The following is a 21,088-nucleotide window of genomic DNA, read 5'->3' on the forward strand; positions in this document are numbered from 1 at the left end:
TTATTCTTTCTTATTATTCTCAAGCGCTTGTTTTTGCTTTTTTTGCATTGCTAACATTTCAAAGACACCGAAGAAAAAAATTCGGGTCTGTAACCAGCCGGATAATTTTTCTCCTTTAGCGAGTGTTGCTTTCAGGAGGACAGTTTGCAGTGCATGCATAACAATCATAAATATCATGGCAATATCCATAAAATATTTAAATGGCTTAGGAAAAGGCTGGATTAGATTAAATATCATAAACCCCCAAACGCAAATCATTAGCACTCGACCTGCATTAACTAGCATGGCTGTTTTCCTCAATTGAATGGCGAATAAATAAACGATAAGCCACTTGCCCCGCAATTTTCTCACGATGCAGTTGCCAATTAGTGGGGATGTCAGTAAGTGGTGACTCCGCCTCTGACTCAACATATATCCAGCTTTCATCTGCCAGCCATTGGTTTTTTTCTAACAACTGGATAGTGTCGCTTAAGAGTCCTTTACGAAAAGGAGGATCAATAAATACAACATCAAAAGGTGTACCATTTTGACCCAGTATTTCAAGGCTGTTACCGTTGATAATGTTAGCATTATCAGATTGCAGGCGCGCTTTATTTTCTGTTAGTAACTGGGCGTTTTGTTTATCCAATTCAATAAACGTCACACTATCGGCAAAGCGTGATAGTGCTTCAAATCCTAATGAACCACTACCAGCAAAGCAGTCAAGGCAACGAGCTTCACGTATGATAGGCATTAACCAGTTAAATAAAGTTTCTTTGATTCTATCTGTAGTGGGACGTAAGCCCTCACTATCACGAACAGGGAGCTTTCGCCCGCGCCATTTGCCACCGATAATGCGTATCTGACCTAAAGAGGCGCTTTGTGGTTTTTTTGCCATAATATCCATTGCTACTCAGTTTTGTTGAGCTTTATAAAATGCGTTGTCTTATTGTAACGCGCCATTTTCACAGTTTTAACTTAAAAAATCAGATTAAATTGTCATGATTTTTCTTTCAGATATGTGTTGCGGCGCGATGAAATGATAGACTGCATGTAATTTTATTGCGATTTAATTATGAAGCGCCATGTTTTTACCGCGAGGAGTGTAGTGGCTGATGGCTAAAGACAAGAAAAAAGGCTTTTTCTCATGGTTGGGTTTTGGTCGTAAAGACGAGAAAGAGGCTCAACAGCAAGAAGCAGAACAACAAAAAAAGATAGATGCAGACAAAGAGATAGAGCTGCAAAAACAAGACATTGATGCTACAAAAATGGCAGAAGAAGCTGAACGTCAGTATCAAGAGAAAAAAGCAGAGGAGCAGGCTGCAATTAAAGCGGCTGAAGAAGCCGCAGAGCGTCAGTATCAAGCAGACCAAGCTACTATTAAAAAGGCAGAGGAAGAGGCAGAGCGTCAGCGCCAAGCCGAGCTAGCCGCAATCAAAGCGGCGGAAGATGAAGCAGAACGCCAACGCCAAGAGGCGGCACGTTTAGCTGAGGAAGAGGCAGAGCGTCAGCATCAAGCTGAACTAGCGGCAGCTAAAGCGGCGGAAGAAGAAGCGGAGCGCCAACGCCAAGAGGCGATACGTTTAGCAGAGGAAGAAGCAGAGCGTCAGCATCAAGCTGAACTAGCGGCAGCCAAAGCGGCGGAAGAAGAAGCGGAGCGCCAACGCCAAGAGGCGGCACGTTTAGCAGAGGAAGAAGCAGAGCGTCAGCATCAAGCCGAGCTAGCGGCAGCCAAAGCGGCGGAAGAAGAAGCAGAACGCCAACGCCAAGAGGCGATACGTTTAGCAGAGGAAGAAGCAGAGCGTCAGCATCAAGCTGAACTAGCGGCAGCCAAAGCGGCGGAAGAAGAGGCAGAACGCCAACGCCAAGAGGCAGCACGTTTAGCTGAGGAAGAGACTGAGCGCCAGCACCAAGCTGAACTAGCGGCAGCCAAAGCGGCGGAAGAAGAGACAGAACGCCAACGCCAAGAGGCAGCACGTTTAGCTGAGGAAGAAGCAGAACGTCAGCACCAAGCAGAAGAACAAGCTAAGCTGGAAGCTCAAGATATCGTCGCGTTACGCGATGAGGTTCTGAGTGAGCAAGAAGAGCCGAAACAAACAGAGCAAGAAAAACCTAAAAAGGAAGGTTTTTTTGCTCGATTAAAGAAAGGGCTACTGAAAACACGTCAAAATTTAGGCTCAGGTTTTCTTGGGTTATTTACTGGCAAGAAAATTGATGATGATCTTTTTGATGAATTAGAAGAACAATTATTGATTGCCGATGTGGGTGTTGATACAACACGTAAAATTATTGATAACCTGACCGCTCACGCAAGCCGTAAAGAGCTAAAAGATGCAGAGGCGCTATACAGTAAATTGCGTGAAGAAATGTCTGATATTTTAGCGGGAGTGGATAAACCGCTAGTCATTGAAGACAAGAAACCCTATGTTATTCTTATGGTTGGGGTCAATGGTGTTGGTAAAACGACCACGATAGGTAAATTAGCTCGCCAATATCAATCTGAAGGTAAAACCGTCATGTTAGCGGCAGGGGATACTTTCCGCGCGGCGGCTGTTGAGCAATTACAAGTTTGGGGGGAACGTAACCGTATCCCTGTTGTTGCGCAACATACTGGCGCCGATCCTGCATCAGTCATTTTTGATGCAATCCAATCAGCTAAAGCTAAAGGCGTGGATGTTCTGATTGCAGATACTGCTGGGCGTTTACAAAACAAAGCACATCTGATGGAAGAATTGAAAAAAATTGTCCGAGTGATGAAAAAACTGGATGAAGAAGCGCCACATGAAATTATGCTAACACTAGATGCAAGTACTGGACAAAATGCTGTCAGTCAGGCAAAACTTTTTAATGATGCTGTAGGTCTGACAGGTATCACATTGACTAAACTCGATGGCACAGCAAAAGGTGGTGTGATCTTCTCCATTGCTGATCAATTCGGTATTCCTATTCGTTATATCGGGATTGGTGAGGGTATTGAAGACTTACGTCCATTTAAAGCCGATGACTTTATCGAGGCTCTATTTGCCCGAGAGGAATAATTTTCGATGATTCGCTTTGAACACGTCAGTAAAGCTTATCGAGGTGGCCGGCAGGCTCTCCAAGGGGTAGATTTTCATCTACAATCAGGGGAAATGGCTTTTCTTACTGGTCACTCAGGAGCTGGTAAAAGTACGCTACTGAAGCTTATTTGTGGTATTGAGCGCCCGAGTGCTGGGCATATATTGTTTAATGGCCATGATATCAGTCGTTTGAAAAATCGGGAGATCCCTTTTTTGCGTCGGCAAATTGGGATGATTTTTCAAGATCATCATCTGTTATTTGATAGAACGGTGTACGACAATGTTGCAATGCCATTGATCATTTCGGGCGCAAGTTCCGAAGATATTCGCAGACGAGTTTCAGCAGCATTGGACAAAGTGGGTCTACTTGATAAAGCGAAAAATTTTCCAATTCAGTTGTCGGGTGGTGAGCAGCAGCGAGTTGGGATTGCGCGTGCTGTCGTAAACAAACCAACCATGTTACTTGCGGATGAGCCAACGGGGAACCTTGATGGTGAACTATCAGAGGGGATCATGCGGTTATTTGAAGAATTCAACCGTGTTGGAGTGACGGTTCTCATGGCAACCCATGATGTTGCTTTGATTGAGAGGCGTAATTACCGTGTACTGACTCTGAGTGAAGGGAGAATGATCGGAGGTCAACATGGCTAAACACGTTCGCAAATCTAAGTCTGAACGCCCTATGCAATCAAAAAGTAAGGCATTGAAAGGTGGGTGGCGTGAACAATGGCGCTATGCTTGGTTGAATACATTGGCGGATATGTTAAGACAGCCGTTAGCAACCTTTTTAACGGTGATGGTCATTGCGATTTCTCTGACCTTACCAAGCCTTTGTTATATTGTCTGGAAAAATGTGGCTCAAGCAGCTGCTCAATGGTATCCAACACCACAATTAACTGTTTACCTTGATAAATCGCTGGATGAACAAGGTGGGCAAAATGTGGTAACTCAGTTGCAAGCGCTTGATGGGGTAGAGCACGTAAACTACTTATCTCGCGACCAAGCGATGAGTGAGTTCCGTAGTTGGTCTGGTTTTAGTACCGCCTTAGACATGCTAGAGGAAAACCCATTACCTGCTGTGGCAATTATTACGCCAAAATTGGATTTTCAAAGTTCTGAAGTGTTAACAACACTGCGTGATCGAGTAAGCCAAGTTAATGGCATTGAAGAAGTTCGTATGGACGATAGCTGGTTCTCTCGGTTGGCGGCATTAACACAACTTGTCGGGCAAGTCGCTTCGGTGATTGGTATTCTAATGATCATTTCACTATTCCTTGTTATTGGTAATAGTGTGCGTTTGAATATTTTTGCGCGTCGAGACACCATCAATGTGATGAAGCTCATCGGTGCGACAGATGGCTTTATTATGCGGCCATTTTTACACGGTGGCTTGTTAATGGGGGCACTGGGCGCGGTAGTATCGCTGATTATGTCAGCGCTACTGGTGTGGAAGTTATCCGATGTTGTAGCACAAGTTGCGAGTGTTTTTGGTACGCAATTTCATATAGAAGGCTTGCTATGGGAGGAATCTTTATTAGTGATCCTTATGTCAGCCATGATTGGTTGGGTGGCAGCTTGGCTAGCGACAGTCCAGCACTTACGTCATTTTACGCCTGAATAATCCTTTTTATCGGCATAGTTTATCGCTATGCCGATAAAAATGGCACAGCTTGGGAACTTTTGAAGTCTTGGTTTGTCTGATATTAACCTGTCGCTATCGCACAAGTAGAATTTATTTAACTCAGTAAAACTGGTAAACTACGGTTTTCTAATCTTATATATCGCATCAAATTAATCTCTTTTCTTTATTTTTCAAAGAGGATCTGAATGACCAAAGACATGCAATCATTAGCACTTGTTCCGCAGGGAAGTATTGAAGCTTATATGCGGGCTGCCAATGCTTATCCTATGCTCACCGCTGAGGAAGAAAAGGAACTTGCTGAACGGCTGCATTACCATGGTGATCTGGATGCGGCAAAGCAACTGATCTTATCGCACTTACGTTTTGTGATACATGTTGCTCGTAGCTACGCAGGTTACGGTTTACCGCAAGCAGATTTAATTCAGGAAGGGAATATCGGCCTGATGAAAGCAGTGCGTCGGTTTAACCCTGAAATTGGTGTTCGCCTAGTTTCCTTTGCGGTCCATTGGATCAAAGCTGAAATTCATGAATACGTGTTGCGCAATTGGCGTATCGTTAAGATCGCGACAACAAAATCGCAGCGTAAGTTATTTTTTAACTTGAGAAAAAATAAAAAGCGTCTCGGTTGGTTTAATCAAGATGAAGTTGATATGGTGGCTAAAGAGCTGGGCGTGAGTACCAAGGATGTACGTGAAATGGAATCACGCATGGCGGCTCAAGATATGGCTTTTGATATGTCTGATGATGATGATAGCGGTGATTTAGGGCAACCTATTGCACCCGTACTGTTCTTACAAGATAAATCATCTGATTTTGCAGGCTCTATCGAAGAGGACAATTGGGAAAGTCACGCAACAGATCGGTTAGCCGACGCATTAGATTCATTAGATGAGCGTAGCCAAGATATTATTCGTGCTCGTTGGCTAGATGATGATAATAAGACAACATTACAGGAATTAGCCGATAAATATGGCGTTTCTGCCGAACGAGTCCGTCAGCTCGAAAAAAATGCCATGAAAAAATTGCGTGCCGCAATGGAAGAAGGCGAAGAAGAGAGTTATTAAAATCGATTTCCTTCCTGATTCACTGTTACTGCATTTATTGTCGCCGCCACGCGCGGGGCAATAAATGCAGAATACGCAGTATCATTCACTGTATCATTCACTGTATAATTCTAAGGGGAGTCCATCCGGATCGGCAAAAAAAGTAAACCTTTTTTGTGTGTAGGGATCGATTCGTGGTGATTCACAATCAACATTATGCTGCTTTAAATATTCAATCCATCCGTCAAGATCGTCCACACTAAACGCCAAATGTCTCAAACCACAAGCTTCAGGGTAACTTGGTCTAGCTGGTGGCGTAGGAAAACTAAATAATTCAATTTGGTATTGGTTGTCGAGCGCTAAATCTGCTTTCCATGAATCAGACTCTGCTCGATAATGCTCTTCTAATAAGGTTAATCCAAGAATTTTGCAGTAAAAATGTTTACTGGCAGCATAATTGGAGGCAATGATGGCAACATGGTGAATCCGCTTTAATTTCATAGTATTAAACTCGTTTTTCCCATCGATGACTTTCTTGCGTTGGTGTGAAGCGACAAGCTAATAAAAATTGCTCCATCACGATTTTATCCGCATCTAAAACCCCCTCTAAGCTGAAATACCAATGAGTTATTTGAGGCTCTTGTCGGCATATTTCGTCGAGTAAATAGAGCCCTACGCCACGGCGACGAGTGACCTCGCGCACTAAAAAATCGTAGATAGTACCTTTGTGTTGTTCTCGATGAATTTTGGCTGCGGCTAATAGGCGATCATTAAAGCGTGCCGCATAGATTTTTTGCTCTGATTGGCATTGATGAGCAAGTTGGTCTGGCTTCTGGTCAGGCCAGATTTTGTACAGGTCAAGATATTGTTGCTCAGTAGGATTGACCAAAGGAATGATTGTTAATTTCATAATCTTTCTATCTATATTAGTGAGACACCAAGCTGTAACTCATTGATTATTGCTGCTGTATGTAATCACATAGCCATGTTTGTCATTAAGGATATGCTTAATGGCTACCAAGCTGCAACTCGCATTATTTAGAGTATGCCCTTTGCTTATTTTTCATTCACACTCATCGACAGAGTGATCTGTAACCGATTTTTTGATTTTAGAGATGAAGATTTTGTCTTGGTTGATCTTCCGAGTTTAGCTCGGATTAATTTAAATTTAACTAGAATATAACACTGGCATTTACCAAAAACCCACGTAATAACATTAGATTTTTATTCTGCTGATTATGTAATTACCTGCCATATACATTTGCTATTTAGCATATTTATCTTGTTTAATGTCATGAAATATATAGCCTTATTGGCTATGTTTTTAAATATTAGGCATTCGATAATGCCAATCATAATAATTGACTATAAATCAAACACAAACATGCAGAACCACAGAAGATGGGGACGACAGAATGAAAAAAATGAATAAAATGTTACTGGCAGGATCGATTGCGATGGTGTTTAGCCAGCCGATATGGGCTAAAGAGGTGAAGATCGCAGTTGTTGGTGCTATGTCTGGCCCTGTTGCCCAATATGGCGACATGGAGTTCACTGGTGCTCGCCAAGCAGTCGCTGATATTAATGCAAAAGGTGGGATCAACGGCGATACTTTAGTTGCAGTTGAATATGATGATGCTTGTGACCCAAAACAAGCTGTCGCTGTTGCTAACAAAGTGATCAATGATGGGATTCGTTATGTTATTGGTCATCTCTGCTCTTCTTCAACACAACCTGCATCCGATATTTATGAGGATGAAGGGATTATCATGATCACGCCGGCTGCAACCAATGCTGATCTAACCACGCGTGGTTATCAAATGATCATGCGTACAACAGGTCTAGATTCAGACCAAGGCCCTAAAATATATTGTCGATGAGATCAAACCAAAACGTATCGCTGTTGTTCATGACAAACAGCAGTACGGTGAAGGTTTGGCGCGCTCTGTCCGTGAAAATCTAAACAAAGCGGGTGTTAAAGAAGTGATGTTTGAAGGGATCACCGCGGGCGATAAGGACTTTTCTGCACTGGTAGCCAAACTGAAAAAAGAGAATGTGGATTTTGTCTATTTTGGTGGCTACTACCCAGAAATGGGGCAAATTTTACGTCAAGCGAAGCAATCGGGTTTGAATATTCGCTTTATGGGCCCAGAAGGAGTAGGTAACTCATCACTTTCAAATATTGCTGGGGAAGCTTCAGAGGGGATGTTAGTAACATTGCCTAAACGCTATGACCAAGTCCCAACTAACAAACCTATTGTGGATGCGATTAAAGCGAAAAAAGAAGATCCAACCGGTCCGTTCGTTTGGACTACGTATGCGGCAATTCAAGGCTTGACGACAGCAATGGAGCGTACAGGGAGCCGAGAGCCAGAAGATTTGGTTAAGGATCTAAAAGCAAATCCAGTCGACACAGTGATGGGGTCATTGACTTGGCAGCCTAATGGAGACCTGAAAGGTTTTGAATTTGGCGTATTTGAATGGCATGCGGATGGTACATCCACTGCAGTGAAGTAATTTCACTATTCAGGCGCTGAACCGGGAGTTGGCTTACCAACTTCCGGCTTCTGCCCTGTTTAGGGATGGTAGTATTAAAGGATAGTCCTATGTCAGATCAAATTCTTTATTTTATCCAACAACTCCTCAATGGCTTAACCTTGGGCAGTACCTATGCATTGATAGCGATTGGCTACACAATGGTTTATGGCATTATTGGTATGATCAACTTTGCTCATGGTGAAGTTTACATGATTGGTAGCTATGTCTCCTTCATTGTCATCGCTGGGCTAATGATGCTAGGTATTGATGTTGGTTGGATCCTTATTGCTGCGGCATTCGTGGCTGCGATTGTTGTTTCAAGCTCCTATGGTTGGAGTATTGAACGCGTCGCATACCGGCCTGTTCGCCATTCAAAAAGGTTGATTGCACTTATCTCTGCAATTGGAATGTCAATTTTCCTACAAAACTATGTCAGCTTGTCACAGGGATCACGTGATCTGGCATTACCGAGTTTGATCACAGGTCAGTGGGTATTAGGCGAAAGCGATGGCTTTGAAGCGAGCATTACAAAAATGCAGCTGACCATTTGGGTGGTTACCTTACTTGCTATGTTGGCATTGACCCTATTTATCCGCTATTCCCGTATGGGAAGGGCGTGTCGTGCCTGTGCTGAAGATTTAAAAATGGCAAGTTTATTAGGCATTAACACAGACCGAGTGATTTCATTAACTTTCGTGATTGGTGCCACAATGGCAGCGGTAGCGGGAGTACTACTTGGGCAGTTTTATGGGGTCATAAACCCTTATATCGGTTTTATGGCTGGAATGAAAGCCTTTACCGCAGCCGTACTGGGGGGAATTGGTAGTATTCCTGGCGCTATGCTAGGAGGCATCATTCTCGGTGTTGCGGAAGCAATGACATCGGCTTATTTAAGCACGGAATATAAAGACGTTGTGTCATTTGGTTTATTAATTGGTGTATTGCTGATCATGCCAACCGGCATTCTGGGGCGCCCGGAGGTCGAGAAAGTATGAGAAAAGAAAATTGGATTAATGCCATTGTCGCGTCTGTGATGTTCTTTATTCTCTCTGTCTTTATGATGGGTCTGCAATTGACACTTGATGGCACGAAACTGGTTGTTTCAAGTGGTGATTCGGTACGCTGGAATTGGATTTTTGCAGGGATTGCAGTGATCTTTATTTTTCAGCTAATACGCCCTTCATTGGTGAGAGTGTGGCAAGGTGTTCCGAAACAATCGTGGTCTATACCTGATTTTGATGGCTCGACAGCGAGGCAAAAGATCCTTGCATTAGTTATTGTTATTGCTGCAATTATTTGGCCTTTTGTTGTTTCTCGAGGTAGCGTCGATATTGCTACATTAACCTTAATTTATGTGATGTTAGGCCTTGGTTTGAATGTGGTTGTCGGGCTATCAGGCTTACTGGTTTTGGGGTATGCAGGGTTTTATGCAATAGGTGCTTATACTTTTGCATTATTAAACCATTATTACGGGTTTGGCTTCTGGGAAAGCCTACCTATTGCTGGGTTAACAGCGGCCTTAGCTGGGTTTTTATTGGGGTTCCCTGTATTGCGGCTAAGAGGCGATTATTTGGCGATTGTCACCTTAGGTTTCGGTGAGATTGTGCGTATTTTATTGCTCAATAACACGGAAATCACGGGAGGACCAAACGGGATTAGCCAGTTGCCTAAGCCAACGTTGTTTGGTTTAGAGTTTAGCCGCACAGCAAAAGAGGGTTGGGATACTTTCCATAATTTCTTTGGCCTTGATTACAACGCAGGCGATAGGATTATTTTCCTCTATTTTGTGGCTCTGCTACTGGTGCTATTAACGCTGTTTGTGATCAATCGATTATTACGTATGCCTTTAGGGCGGGCGTGGGAAGCATTACGGGAAGATGAAATCGCCTGTCGCTCTTTAGGTTTATCACCGACAAAGATCAAGTTAACCGCTTTCACGATCAGTGCTGCCTTTGCTGGGTTTGCGGGAACGCTTTTTGCGGCTCGCCAAGGCTTTATCAGCCCTGAATCATTCACTTTCGTTGAGTCTGCTTTTGTACTAGCCATTGTCGTGCTCGGAGGGATGGGCTCACAAACATCGGTGATATTAGCGGCGATTATACTGGTTGTCTCAAGAGAAATGATGCGTGATTTGAATGCTTACAGTATGTTGCTATTAGGGGCATTGATGGTGCTGATGATGATTTGGCGTCCACAAGGGCTATTACCAATGAAACGTCGCCAAATGAAGCTAAAAAATAGCGAGCAAGTCGCCAGTGAGGGGGAAAAAGTATGACTCCTCTATTACAAGTCAACGGTCTAACCATGCGTTTTGGTGGGCTATTAGCGGTAAATAACGTTGAGCTGAGCTTAAATCAAGGTGAAATCGTTTCCTTGATTGGGCCAAATGGTGCAGGAAAAACGACAATTTTTAACTGCTTAACCGGGTTTTATAAGCCAACTGGCGGCTCAATTCTATACCGAGAAAAGCATTTGGAAGGCTTATCGGGTCAGGCGATCGCTCGGCTTGGGGTGATCCGAACTTTTCAGCATGTACGCTTATTCAAAGAAATGACCGTGATTGAGAATCTGTTAGTTGCTCAACATCAACATTTGAAAAGTGGTATTTTCTCCGGGTTACTGAAAACGCCAGCCTTTCGACGAGCGGAATCAGAAGCGATCGACAATGCAGTAAAGTGGCTTGAAAGGGTCGATTTATTGCAATTTGCTAACCGTCAAGCTGGTAACTTAGCGTATGGTCAACAGCGTCGGTTAGAGATAGCTCGCTGTATGGTGACACGGCCTGAAATTCTTATGTTAGATGAACCCGCGGCCGGCCTAAACCCGAAAGAAACTGATGACCTTGATGAGTTAATTGCTGAGTTACGCTCTCATCACCAAGTATCTATCTTATTGATTGAACATGATATGAAGCTAGTGATGGGAATTTCAGATCGCATTTATGTGGTGAACCAAGGCACGCCTTTGGCGAATGGAACACCTGATCAAATTCGTCAGCACCCTGATGTGATCAAAGCTTACTTGGGGGAGGCTTATTGATGTTAGAATTTAAACAAGTTTCTGCCCATTACGGAAAAATTCAAGCACTACATCAAGTGAGCCTGAATATTCAAAAAGGGGAGATCGTCACATTAATCGGTGCTAATGGTGCGGGTAAAACGACGCTACTGAGCACATTATGCGGTGACCCGCGAGCCTCAGAAGGGCAAATTCTCTACCGTGATGTCGATATTACTCAGTTGCCGACCGCGAAAATTATGCGTGAAGATATTGCATTAGTACCCGAAGGTCGCCGCGTTTTTTCACGAATGACCGTCGAAGAGAATTTAGCGATGGGGGGCTTTTTTGCTAATCGCCAACAATATCAAGAGCGCATAGAGCGCGTTTATACGCTGTTCCCGCGTTTGCATGAGCGCCGTAGTCAACGCTCTGGCACCATGTCTGGTGGTGAGCAGCAAATGTTAGCGATTGGTCGTGCGCTGATGAGTCAACCTGAGTTGTTGCTACTTGATGAACCATCATTAGGTCTAGCGCCAATCATTATCATGCAAATCTTTGATACCATTTTGCAACTGCGCGAAGCGGGAATGACTATTTTCCTTGTGGAGCAAAATGCCAATCAGGCATTAAAACTGGCTGATCGCGGCTATGTTCTTGAGAATGGGCGTATTGTATTGGAAGATAGTGGTAAAGCGTTACTCGCTAATGAAGCAGTACGTAGTGCCTACTTAGGCGGCTAAACAATCCCCCTTCATATCCTCTATTGGATACTGAAGGGGCTTAATAGTTTAAGGTATTTTTATTAATGTCGGATTGGTTTCGAGTTCAATCTTTATGGTGAGCTTATCTAGATTATCAAATTTTAACGTATGATCTTTATTCACGTTGAAACAAGTTGCTCTCTTTATCTCAATAATAGACCCGGAAATTAATCGTTGAGGCTCAATTTGTTCAAGTTGATAACGGCAATGGGATGTTATTAAATATCCATTTTCCGTTATTTCGATTTGGACTGTTCCTTTATTCTCTCTTTGAGAGATATTGATTTTATCACGGTTTTGATTTGTGTTATATATATCGATATAAGCGTTTAAAATATGCTTTTGGTTCGCAATGTTACATAGATGACTAATGTGCTCAGGTGGTAATTTTTTAAAAGCATAATAAATGTCATTTATTGAATCTAATACAATTGACGAGCCATTCTCTGATTTGAAAATAATCTTCATTGCACCTATATCACGGGATATCTGCTCAAGGCATGAAATCTTATCTTCTGATTTTATTGTTATTTTTGAATTTTCATCCTCTATAATTTCATCTCCTTTACCCCACCGCCTTATCTGATAGTTTAATGCAGCAATCAATTCATTTTGTGTCATCAGAATATCTGTTTTATCTTGATTTTCCTCATTGAAATAAGAGGAGATCTCTTTGTTAAATTCAATAGTAACTTTTTGGTTATCTAATGATAATGACTTTAAACTTAACTTTGTATCGGGTTTATTTGCTATATTCTCTGGTAGGTGAAAATATTGATTAATAAAATCAATGGCAGACTCTTCATCCGTGATTTTAGGTTGCCAATGTGTATTTTCAGCTTGGTTTATTTTTGAAGTTTTAACAGGAAAAGAGTGATCACTATTTTTTACTTTAGCTATTTTTGATTCATGAGTGTGATCGTTATTGAGCCAAGAAGTAAGGCTATAAAATGGATTTTTAATCTTCATAAGTTATCACCAATAAAATTTATTTGCGATAACTTACAATAGGTTTGATGCGAAAGATTGCAATAATCGAGCATCCTATCGCTCATAGTGGGCTTTTCATGACTAGTTTATGTGAAGCGTCTCGCATTTCAGCTATTTACTTGTTTCTGCATATTAAATTAGTTGTCTATACATCTTCCTTCGAATAAACAGCAAGCTATCACTCATTGTATAGCTCATCGCCTCCCTAGCTATCTAATCTTTGTGCAAAAATTCAAATTTAAATGTATATACTTTGTGAATTAAATGTATATATATTCAAAGGTAACAAGATAAATGATTTGATAAAAATGATAGAAAATTAGTGCTGAGATAACTTCAACTGATTGAATATCAATAAGTTGAAGGAGGTTTGAAATCAATAAATCTATCAGTGAAAAAATAATGACTAATGAGAAATATCATTGATTGTTACAAAAAAGTTACATAAAAAGGATAAATAGGGGATACACCGATGCTAAACCGTACTGACTCTACACGCGTTATCCGCTCCCCACGTGGCAGCGAAAAAACTTGCAAAAGCTGGCTGACAGAAGCCGTGTATCGCATGATCCAAAATAACTTAGATCCGGATGTTGCTGAGCATCCGCAAAGTCTAGTGGTGTATGGCGGAATTGGACGTGCTGCTCGTGATTGGGAATGTTATGACAAGATTTTAGAAGTATTGAAAACGCTTGAAGATGATCAAACGTTATTAGTGCAATCAGGCAAGCCTGTTGGTGTTTTCCCGACTCACCCTGATGCCCCCCGCGTATTAATTGCTAACTCAAATATCGTCCCTCATTGGGCGAATTGGGAACATTTCAATGAGCTAGATAAAAAAGGCCTAATGATGTATGGCCAAATGACGGCTGGCTCTTGGATCTATATTGGTTCACAAGGCATCGTACAAGGGACCTATGAGACTTTTGTATCTTTAGCTAAGCAACATTTTAATGGTGATCCAGCCGGACGTTGGATCCTAACGGGAGGTCTCGGTGGAATGGGGGGCGCACAACCTCTTGCTGCGACCATGGCCGGCTTCAGTATGATTGCTGTTGAATGTGATGAAAGCCGCATTGATTTTCGTTTAAGAACACGTTATGTCGATAAAAAGGCCACTTCATTAGATGAAGCGCTGCACTATATTGAGGAAGCGAAACAGAGCGGTAAGCCAGTTTCAGTTGGCTTATTAGGTAATGCTGCCGATGTTTACAGCGAATTGGTAAAACGTAACATTACCCCAGACTCAGTAACCGATCAAACGAGCGCACACGACCCCGTTCATGGCTACTTACCTCAAGGTTGGACATTGGCGCAATGGCGTGAAAAACAACAGACTGCTGTCGATGAAGTGACTAAAGCTGCGAAGAAGAGTATGGCAGTACAGGTTGACGCTATGCTGACTATGCAAAAACGTGGCTCAGCAGCCTTTGACTATGGTAATAACATTCGTCAAATGGCGAAAGATGAAGGTGTGAGTAATGCCTTTAATTTCCCTGGCTTCGTTCCTGCCTATATTCGCCCTCTATTTTGTGAAGGAATTGGCCCATTCCGTTGGGTGGCATTATCGGGTGATCCAGAGGATATCTATAAAACAGATCAAAAAGTAAAAGAGCTGATCCCAGACGATAAACACTTGCATAACTGGCTGGATATGGCCCGTGAACGCATCGCATTCCAAGGGCTGCCTGCTCGTATTTGTTGGGTTGGCTTAAAAGATCGTGAAAGATTGGGTCGAGCATTTAATGAAATGGTGAAAAATGGCGAGTTAAAAGGGCCTATTGTGATCGGTCGTGATCACTTAGATTCAGGCTCTGTAGCAAGCCCACATCGTGAAACCGAGTCGATGAAAGATGGCTCTGATGCAGTCTCTGATTGGCCTTTACTCAATGCGCTATTGAACACCGCGGGAGGAGCGACATGGGTGAGTTTACATCACGGTGGTGGTGTCGGAATGGGCTTTTCACAACACGCGGGTGTCGTGATTGTCTGTGATGGCACTGATGCCGCGGATAAACGTCTAGCACGAGTTTTACATAATGACCCAGCAACAGGGGTGATGCGCCATGCTGATGCGGGTTATGACATCGCAATACATTGTGCAAAACAGCAAGGTCTGAATTTGCCGATGGTCAAGTAGCACCTTTGGCCTGCCTCAGATTAGGGGCGGCCTTATTTAGAAGGGGATCAGTATGAATACGATGTCAAAGCCAAAAAGAGTAGGGCCACTATCAGGGATCAAAGTTATTGATCTAAGTCGCGTACTTGCCGGTCCTTATTGCACAGGCATGATGGCCGATTTAGGGGCTGAGGTGATCAAAATTGAGGTGCCTGATCATGGTGATGATAGCCGCCATTTGGGGCCATTTATTGATGGTGAGAGCGTTTATTACGGGCTGATTAATCGAGGCAAACGCAGTATTGAGTTAGATCTAAAATCAGAGACTGACCGCGAAATCCTTTATCAGTTAGTCAAAGAGAGTGATGTCGTCGTTGAGAATTTTCGACCGGGGGTAACCGCGAGGTTAGGCATTGATTTTGACAGCCTAAAACAGCACAACCCAAAATTGATTTACGCCAGTATTTCCGGATTTGGTCAAGATAGCCCACTGGCTAATTACCCCGCTTATGACATTGTGGCACAAGCGATGTCAGGGTTAATGAGTGTGACAGGCTTTCCACAAACAGGCCCAACCCGTAGTGGAGAATCGATAGGTGATGTTTGCGCTGGCATATTCGCTGCTTGGGCGATCAGTAGTGCACTATTTGCACGGGAAGCTCACCAAGAAAAAGCACAATATATTGATGTTGCTATGGTTGATGTGCTGCTAAGTATGCAACTAACAGGGTTATCTAACCTATTTGCAAATGGTACAGCGCCCAGCTTAGTGGGTAATCGACACCCTGTATCCACACCGTTTGATACTTATCAGGCACAGGATGGTTTAGTGGTTATTGCTATCGCCAGTGAAAAGTTATTTCAGCGTTTTTGTGAGTGTATGGGGAAACCTGAATTACGCAATGACCCTCGTTATAAAGACGATCCTACAAGAACGCTTTATCAGGCTGAACTTCGAAAAGAAATCGAACGTTGGACATCACAAAAAACGGTCGAAGAAGTTTGTGATTTGTTGCTAAACGCTGGGGTTCCTGCTTCGCCAATCCATGATTTGCAGCAGGCAACTCAGAGCGAACATGCAAAGGTACGTGCTGTTCTTACTCATCTTGATGATGGGGGAACACCATTAGTGTCTCAACCTGTTTTCTTTAATGGGTACAAACCTCATGTGACGCAAAGGGCACCTAGCTTAGGTGAAGCGAATGCTGTTTATAAATCGGCAAATCTCACAATAAAAAATGCGGAGACAATACAATGAGCTTTCAAATTGATGAAACAGAACAAGCAATTGTAGATGCTGTTGAAAAGGTTTGCCGGGATATTCTGCAAGCAAATGCGCAGCGTTACGATGAAACAGAAACCTTTTGTGCAGAAAGCCTAGCAGCACTGGGTGAAATGGGCTGTTGGGGGATCAACTTACCGGAACAATACGGCGGTTTTGGCATTGGCAGTATAGCAATGAGTATGATCGTGGAAGCAGTGGCAGCGGCTTGTGCATCAACATCATCGGCTTTAACGGCACACTTTCTCGCAACAGACTCAATTTTGATTGGGGGAACGGAGGAGCAAAAACAGTATTGGTTACCGAAAGCGGCAAGCGGTGAAATGCTAGGGGCGTTTGGCCTAACAGAGCCAGCGGCGGGATCAAACCCTGCTGACATGCGTACTATCGCGACCCGTGAAAATGGTGGTTGGCGAATTCGTGGCAATAAACACTACATTACCAATGCCAAAGAAGCTGATTTTATCGTGTTATACGCCAAAACGAATCCAGAAGCCGGCGCTCGTGGCATTAGTGCATTTATGATCCCAAAGGGCACTGAAGGCGTCGAGTTTTCTTCACCTGAGAAAACGATGGGGCTACGTGGGAGTACAATCTATGAACTAGCTCTGAATTGTTGGCTGCCTGAGTCGGCGCTATTAGGTGAAGAAAATAAAGGTTTCCATACCGCAATGGAAGTGTTGGATAAAGGTCGCGTGGAAGTTGCGGCGACTTCATTAGGTATTGCTCGTGCTGCCATGGAATGTGCCTTAAATTGGGTGAAAGAGCGCCAAATCGGTAAAAAGCCATTAGCGGCTTACCAAGGAACACAATGGCGACTTGCAGATATGCATACTCAATTAGAAGCCGCGCGTATGTTGACATGGCGTGCTGCGGAGTGTCGAGATTCAGGCGAACGTTTTAGCTTGCAATCGGCAACAGCAAAATTATTTGCCGCGGAGTGTGCTGGTTTTGTTACCGATGCAGCATTACAGCTTCATGGTGGTTATGGCTATATTCGGGATCTACCTTTAGAACGCTATGTACGTGATGCAAGAATTTTACGTATTTTTGAAGGTACTTCAGAAATCCAAAAAATCATTATCTCACGTGCGATTTTAGATGCTGTTTAATGTGAGATAGGGAAATGCGAGTGGGCAGACAGGGTCCACTCGTAATGAGTAAAAACTGCAATAGGATGAACGACCTGATAACAGGATCATGGAATTAAAAACACAACAACAACCGGGTTTAAGAATGTATTTCAATTTTTAATGGCGGGTAGTTTATAAAACAACAATAACATCCGTCTTAACGTCTCATGGCTGTATCCTACGACAACCATTGCGACAAATTGGTCCATTCTTTAAGCCAAGCCTTGCTTAAAGAGGAGTTACCATGACAGTTTCAAACGACATAATCGCAGATAAAAAACATCGGCAGGATAATGTTCCTTTAATCGAAGCACGCTCTATTGACTATATCCCTGAATCAGAACGGCATGGCACATTATCAAGTCAATTTACTCTCTGGTTTGGGGCAAACTTACAGATTACCGCTATCGTGACTGGGGCACTCGCTGTCGTGTTAGGTGGCGATGTATTTTGGTCATTAATTGGTTTGTTTATCGGGCAACTACTTGGTGGTGCAGTGATGGCACTGCATGCTGTTCAAGGGCCAAAGTTAGGGTTACCACAGATGATCTCAAGCCGTGTTCAGTTTGGTGTCTATGGCGCGGTGATCCCGATCCTTCTTGTGTGCATGATGTATGTTGGCTTTTCAGCGAGTGGCACAGTATTAGCGGGTCAGGCCGTTGGGTAATTGCTCAATGTTAGTGATTGGGTCGGTATCTTGATCTTCGGTGCTGTGATCATCGCGATTACGATCTGTGGCTATCGTATCATCCATATGCTAGGTAAAGCGGCCAGTGTGATCGGTGTAGTTGCATTCTTTTATCTATTTTTCCGCTTGTTTTATATGAATGACGTTTCGGTTTTATTAGAAAACCGTCATTTCACGTGGACCAATTTCTTACTTGCAATGTCACTCTCAGCATCATGGCAAATTGCATTTGGCCCTTATGTTGCCGATTACTCTCGTTATCTACCTACCAAAACGCCGACAATCAAAGCGTTCTTAGCGGTAGGTTCGGGAACGGTGATTGGCACTCAAGCATCTATGATCCTAGGCGTCTTCGCTGCTGCTTTAGCCGGTAACGCATTCGCAGGTCATGAAGTGGCTTATATTGTTGGTCTGGGTAGCACAGGGCTTATTGCCGCGCTGCTCTATATCAGCATTTTCTTTGGTAAGGTGACGATCACTGCACTAAACGCGTACGGTAGCTTTATGTCGATGGCAGCCATCTTCTGTGGTTTCCGTGGCAAGCAGCAAATTTCTCGCAGGCAAAGGCTGTTTTTCATCATATTGATGGTCAGCTTCTCAACGGCTCTGGGCTTAGCTGGGCAACATTCATTCCTAAAACTATTTTCAGCTTTCCTACTGTTCTTACTGGCATTTTTTACCCCATGGAGCGCAATCAACCTTGTTGACTACTACTGGGTAACGAAAGGTCGTTATGACGTGCCTCAGCTATCGAACCCGAATGGTCGTTATGGGCGCTGGAATAAAGTTGGCATCATCACTTATGTGATTGGCGTTATGATTCAATTGCCTTTCATTGCGACAGGTTTTTACACCGGACCATTAGTAGAGAAGCTGGGAGGCGTTGATATCTCATGGATTGTGGGCCTCGTTGCCACCAGTATTATCTACTATGCTGCGATTAAAATATGGCCAATGTCCGTTGCAGATAGGCTAATACTGCCGTCGTCAAATGAAATACTGGACAGCAAATCAGCTAATTAACAAATCACGTTAAAACAAAAATAAGAGGGGATGATAGCAGTGAATATTCACTGCTAAGGCTCCCCTCAGCCTGAAAAACACTTTCTGGCAGAGAGTAATTAGGAGTAATTATGAAAATTTTAGTGGCTGTTAAAAGAGTTATTGACCACAACGTCAAAGTACGAGTAAAAGCGGATGGTTCAGGCGTCGAATTAACGAATGTCAAAATGGCAATCAACCCGTTTGATGAAATTGCCGTTGAAGAAGCGGTGCGCCTAAAAGAAGCTGGAAAAGCGGATGAAGTGGTTGTTGTATCAATCGGTGATGCTCACTCACAGGAAACGCTGCGTAGCGCGATGGCGATGGGTGCCGACAGAGCCATTTTGGTTCAGAAGCCGAGTGATTTAGTGTTAGAGCCACTGGATATTGCTCGCTTATTGCAGCAGGTGGTGGTTTCAGAGCAGCCGGACTTAATTTTGCTTGGTAAACAGGCTATTGATAATGACTGCAACCAAACAGGGCAAATGTTGGCTGCACTTCTTAAGTGTGGGCAAGCGACGTTTGCTTCCTTGATTGAAATTGATGGTACATCACTGCAAGTCACTCGTGAAATTGATGGTGGATTAGAAACATTAACATTAGCGTTACCAGCGGTAGTGACAACCGATTTACGTTTAAATGAACCTCGCTATGCAACCCTCCCTAATATCATGAAAGCAAAGAAAAAACCGCTTGAAGTTCGCGATATTTCAGAGCTGGATTTTACGCCATTAGGGCAAGTAAAAACATTGATGGTTACGGAGCCGAAAAAACGTACAGGACAATGCACATTATTTAATGATGTCAAAGCATTAGTCAGTGAACTGCAAGCTAAAGAAGTTATCTAATCGGGGAGAGCGCCATGAGCCAATTATCAGTATTAGTTGTGGTAGAACATGACAACCAAACTATTAAATCGTCAACATACCATAGCGTGACAGCGGCTAAACAGATCCTTGCAGGGCAAGGGCAATTGCATCTACTCGTTGCTGGTAGCCAATGCGCTAGGGTTGCAGAGCAGACGGCTAGCATTGCAGGGGTCGAAAAAGTGATCCTTATCGACCATGTAGAGCTTACTCATCAACTCGCAGAAACTGTGACTGACTCAGTGGTTTCGATAGCTAAACATTACAGTCATTTAGTTTTTCCCGCGACCACTTACGGTAAAAATGTTGCTCCACGTGTAGCGGCAACGCTAGGTGTTGCACAGATTTCCGATATTACTGACGTTATTGATGCACAAACCTTTGTGCGTCCTATTTATGCGGGCAACGCATTAGCCACAGTACAAAATAATGGGAACCAAGTGGTGTTAACAATTCGTAGCTCTGCTTTTTCTGCTACGACGGAAACTCAGCCGGCGGCTGCCATCGAAGATTATTGTGCAAACAGTTTTAACCCATTATCTCAACTGAAAAGCCAATCTTTAACCCAAATGAGCCGTGCTGAGCTTAGTTCGGCAAAAGTGGTGATATCGGGGGGAAGAGGGCTAAGTTCTGGTGAAAACTTTGCTTTGCTTGAAACCATTGCCGACAAATTAGGGGCTGCGGTTGGGGCATCAAGGGCTGCTGTTGATGCAGGTTATGTGCCGAATGATTATCAGGTTGGACAAACAGGTAAGATTGTTGCCCCCGATCTCTATATTGCCGTTGGAATTTCTGGGGCGATCCAACATATTGCTGGCATGAAAGAGAGCAAGGTGATCGTCGCAATCAATCAAGATCCAGAAGCTCCTATTTTCCAAGTTGCGGACTACGGCATTGTTGGTGATCTGTTTGAGATCTTACCTGAATTAGATAAAGCATTAGCCTAA

Annotated in this window: 18 protein-coding genes and 2 pseudogenes; 15 read left to right on the top strand and 5 right to left on the bottom strand. The window is 43.3% G+C overall.

The features are described 5' to 3' along the window. Positions 1–285, bottom strand: a complete 285-nt coding sequence (locus tag M1E93_RS15670; RefSeq protein WP_004925735.1) for a DUF1145 family protein — start codon at positions 283–285, stop codon at positions 1–3. Continuing rightward, positions 275–877 (bottom strand): 16S rRNA (guanine(966)-N(2))-methyltransferase, encoded by a 603-nt coding sequence (gene rsmD, locus M1E93_RS15675; protein ID WP_169342330.1) that lies wholly within the window; start codon positions 875–877, stop codon positions 275–277. The genes M1E93_RS15670 and rsmD overlap by 11 nt, the downstream gene beginning before the upstream one ends. Positions 878–1,094: 217 nt before the next feature. Here rsmD and ftsY point away from each other — a divergent pair, with 217 nt between their 5' ends. The 4 genes from ftsY (at position 1,095) to rpoH (ending at position 5,744) form a co-directional block, all read left to right on the top strand. After that, complete coding sequence (gene ftsY / locus M1E93_RS15680) at positions 1,095–3,017, top strand: signal recognition particle-docking protein FtsY (protein WP_169342331.1); 1,923 nt, start codon at positions 1,095–1,097, stop codon at positions 3,015–3,017. 6 nt (positions 3,018–3,023) lie between these two features. After that, on the top strand, positions 3,024–3,689 hold the full coding sequence (ftsE, locus tag M1E93_RS15685; protein ID WP_426207011.1) for a cell division ATP-binding protein FtsE: 666 nt from the start codon (positions 3,024–3,026) through the stop codon (positions 3,687–3,689). Then, entirely contained in the window at positions 3,682–4,659 is a 978-nt protein-coding gene (gene ftsX, locus M1E93_RS15690) for a permease-like cell division protein FtsX (RefSeq protein ID WP_004925722.1), read from the top strand. The genes ftsE and ftsX overlap by 8 nt, the downstream gene beginning before the upstream one ends. A gap of 206 nt (positions 4,660–4,865) precedes the next feature. Then, entirely contained in the window at positions 4,866–5,744 is an 879-nt protein-coding gene (rpoH, locus tag M1E93_RS15695; RefSeq protein WP_004925718.1) for an RNA polymerase sigma factor RpoH, read from the top strand. A 93-nt stretch (positions 5,745–5,837) separates the two neighbouring features. Here the strand turns inward: rpoH and M1E93_RS15700 are convergent, their stop codons facing one another. Then, entirely contained in the window at positions 5,838–6,224 is a 387-nt protein-coding gene (locus tag M1E93_RS15700; protein ID WP_104873203.1) for a VOC family protein, read from the bottom strand. Positions 6,225–6,228: 4 nt separating this feature from the next. Continuing rightward, positions 6,229–6,633 (bottom strand): aspartate 1-decarboxylase autocleavage activator PanM, encoded by a 405-nt coding sequence (panM, locus tag M1E93_RS15705; protein WP_014657531.1) that lies wholly within the window; start codon positions 6,631–6,633, stop codon positions 6,229–6,231. 505 nt (positions 6,634–7,138) lie between these two features. On the opposite strand from panM, the pseudogene M1E93_RS15710 reads away from it, so the two are divergent. The 5 genes and pseudogenes from M1E93_RS15710 (at position 7,139) to livF (ending at position 12,001) form a co-directional block, all read left to right on the top strand. Next, positions 7,139–8,240 (top strand): annotated as a pseudogene (locus M1E93_RS15710) (branched-chain amino acid ABC transporter substrate-binding protein). Positions 8,241–8,329: 89 nt separating this feature from the next. After that, on the top strand, positions 8,330–9,256 hold the full coding sequence (gene livH, locus M1E93_RS15715) for a high-affinity branched-chain amino acid ABC transporter permease LivH (protein WP_014657532.1): 927 nt from the start codon (positions 8,330–8,332) through the stop codon (positions 9,254–9,256). After that, positions 9,253–10,536: a high-affinity branched-chain amino acid ABC transporter permease LivM gene (locus M1E93_RS15720; RefSeq protein ID WP_004925698.1), complete on the top strand. Its 1,284-nt coding sequence runs from the start codon at positions 9,253–9,255 to the stop codon at positions 10,534–10,536. The genes livH and M1E93_RS15720 overlap by 4 nt, the downstream gene beginning before the upstream one ends. After that, positions 10,533–11,300, top strand: a complete 768-nt coding sequence (livG, locus tag M1E93_RS15725; protein WP_004925696.1) for a high-affinity branched-chain amino acid ABC transporter ATP-binding protein LivG — start codon at positions 10,533–10,535, stop codon at positions 11,298–11,300. Before M1E93_RS15720 ends, livG begins: the two co-directional genes overlap by 4 nt. Next, complete coding sequence (gene livF / locus M1E93_RS15730) at positions 11,300–12,001, top strand: high-affinity branched-chain amino acid ABC transporter ATP-binding protein LivF (protein ID WP_004925693.1); 702 nt, start codon at positions 11,300–11,302, stop codon at positions 11,999–12,001. Before livG ends, livF begins: the two co-directional genes overlap by 1 nt. 48 nt (positions 12,002–12,049) lie before the next feature. Here the strand turns inward: livF and M1E93_RS15735 are convergent, their stop codons facing one another. After that, on the bottom strand, positions 12,050–12,991 hold the full coding sequence (locus tag M1E93_RS15735) for a hypothetical protein (protein ID WP_104873204.1): 942 nt from the start codon (positions 12,989–12,991) through the stop codon (positions 12,050–12,052). A gap of 493 nt (positions 12,992–13,484) precedes the next feature. Between M1E93_RS15735 and hutU the strand changes: the two genes are divergently transcribed. From hutU to M1E93_RS15765, 6 genes and pseudogenes are all read left to right on the top strand, one after another. Beyond that, positions 13,485–15,152, top strand: a complete 1,668-nt coding sequence (hutU, locus tag M1E93_RS15740; protein ID WP_104873205.1) for a urocanate hydratase — start codon at positions 13,485–13,487, stop codon at positions 15,150–15,152. 52 nt (positions 15,153–15,204) lie between these two features. Next, entirely contained in the window at positions 15,205–16,389 is a 1,185-nt protein-coding gene (locus M1E93_RS15745) for a CaiB/BaiF CoA transferase family protein (RefSeq protein WP_004925680.1), read from the top strand. Beyond that, entirely contained in the window at positions 16,386–17,525 is a 1,140-nt protein-coding gene (locus M1E93_RS15750) for an acyl-CoA dehydrogenase family protein (protein WP_104873206.1), read from the top strand. The genes M1E93_RS15745 and M1E93_RS15750 overlap by 4 nt, the downstream gene beginning before the upstream one ends. A 265-nt stretch (positions 17,526–17,790) precedes the next feature. Continuing rightward, positions 17,791–19,257 (top strand): annotated as a pseudogene (locus M1E93_RS15755) (purine-cytosine permease family protein). 110 nt (positions 19,258–19,367) lie between these two features. Continuing rightward, a complete protein-coding gene (locus tag M1E93_RS15760) occupies positions 19,368–20,123 on the top strand; it encodes an electron transfer flavoprotein subunit beta/FixA family protein (protein WP_040132462.1) in 756 nt (251 codons plus the stop codon). Positions 20,124–20,137: 14 nt separating this feature from the next. Beyond that, complete coding sequence (locus tag M1E93_RS15765) at positions 20,138–21,088, top strand: electron transfer flavoprotein subunit alpha/FixB family protein (protein ID WP_426207012.1); 951 nt, start codon at positions 20,138–20,140, stop codon at positions 21,086–21,088.

The sequence above is a fragment of the Providencia sp. PROV272 genome, assembly GCF_049901975.1.
GTDB classification, from domain to species: Bacteria; Pseudomonadota; Gammaproteobacteria; order Enterobacterales; family Enterobacteriaceae; genus Providencia; species Providencia stuartii.

Coding starts and splice junctions, on each gene's coding strand:
- M1E93_RS15670 (WP_004925735.1), bottom strand. CDS start 285: ATGCTAGTTAATGCAGGTCGAGTGCTAATGATTTGCGTTTGGGGGTTT.
- rsmD (WP_169342330.1), bottom strand. CDS start 877: ATGGCAAAAAAACCACAAAGCGCCTCTTTAGGTCAGATACGCATTATC.
- ftsY (WP_169342331.1), top strand. CDS start 1,095: ATGGCTAAAGACAAGAAAAAAGGCTTTTTCTCATGGTTGGGTTTTGGT.
- ftsE (WP_426207011.1), top strand. CDS start 3,024: ATGATTCGCTTTGAACACGTCAGTAAAGCTTATCGAGGTGGCCGGCAG.
- ftsX (WP_004925722.1), top strand. CDS start 3,682: ATGGCTAAACACGTTCGCAAATCTAAGTCTGAACGCCCTATGCAATCA.
- rpoH (WP_004925718.1), top strand. CDS start 4,866: ATGACCAAAGACATGCAATCATTAGCACTTGTTCCGCAGGGAAGTATT.
- M1E93_RS15700 (WP_104873203.1), bottom strand. CDS start 6,224: ATGAAATTAAAGCGGATTCACCATGTTGCCATCATTGCCTCCAATTAT.
- panM (WP_014657531.1), bottom strand. CDS start 6,633: ATGAAATTAACAATCATTCCTTTGGTCAATCCTACTGAGCAACAATAT.
- livH (WP_014657532.1), top strand. CDS start 8,330: ATGTCAGATCAAATTCTTTATTTTATCCAACAACTCCTCAATGGCTTA.
- M1E93_RS15720 (WP_004925698.1), top strand. CDS start 9,253: ATGAGAAAAGAAAATTGGATTAATGCCATTGTCGCGTCTGTGATGTTC.
- livG (WP_004925696.1), top strand. CDS start 10,533: ATGACTCCTCTATTACAAGTCAACGGTCTAACCATGCGTTTTGGTGGG.
- livF (WP_004925693.1), top strand. CDS start 11,300: ATGTTAGAATTTAAACAAGTTTCTGCCCATTACGGAAAAATTCAAGCA.
- M1E93_RS15735 (WP_104873204.1), bottom strand. CDS start 12,991: ATGAAGATTAAAAATCCATTTTATAGCCTTACTTCTTGGCTCAATAAC.
- hutU (WP_104873205.1), top strand. CDS start 13,485: ATGCTAAACCGTACTGACTCTACACGCGTTATCCGCTCCCCACGTGGC.
- M1E93_RS15745 (WP_004925680.1), top strand. CDS start 15,205: ATGAATACGATGTCAAAGCCAAAAAGAGTAGGGCCACTATCAGGGATC.
- M1E93_RS15750 (WP_104873206.1), top strand. CDS start 16,386: ATGAGCTTTCAAATTGATGAAACAGAACAAGCAATTGTAGATGCTGTT.
- M1E93_RS15760 (WP_040132462.1), top strand. CDS start 19,368: ATGAAAATTTTAGTGGCTGTTAAAAGAGTTATTGACCACAACGTCAAA.
- M1E93_RS15765 (WP_426207012.1), top strand. CDS start 20,138: ATGAGCCAATTATCAGTATTAGTTGTGGTAGAACATGACAACCAAACT.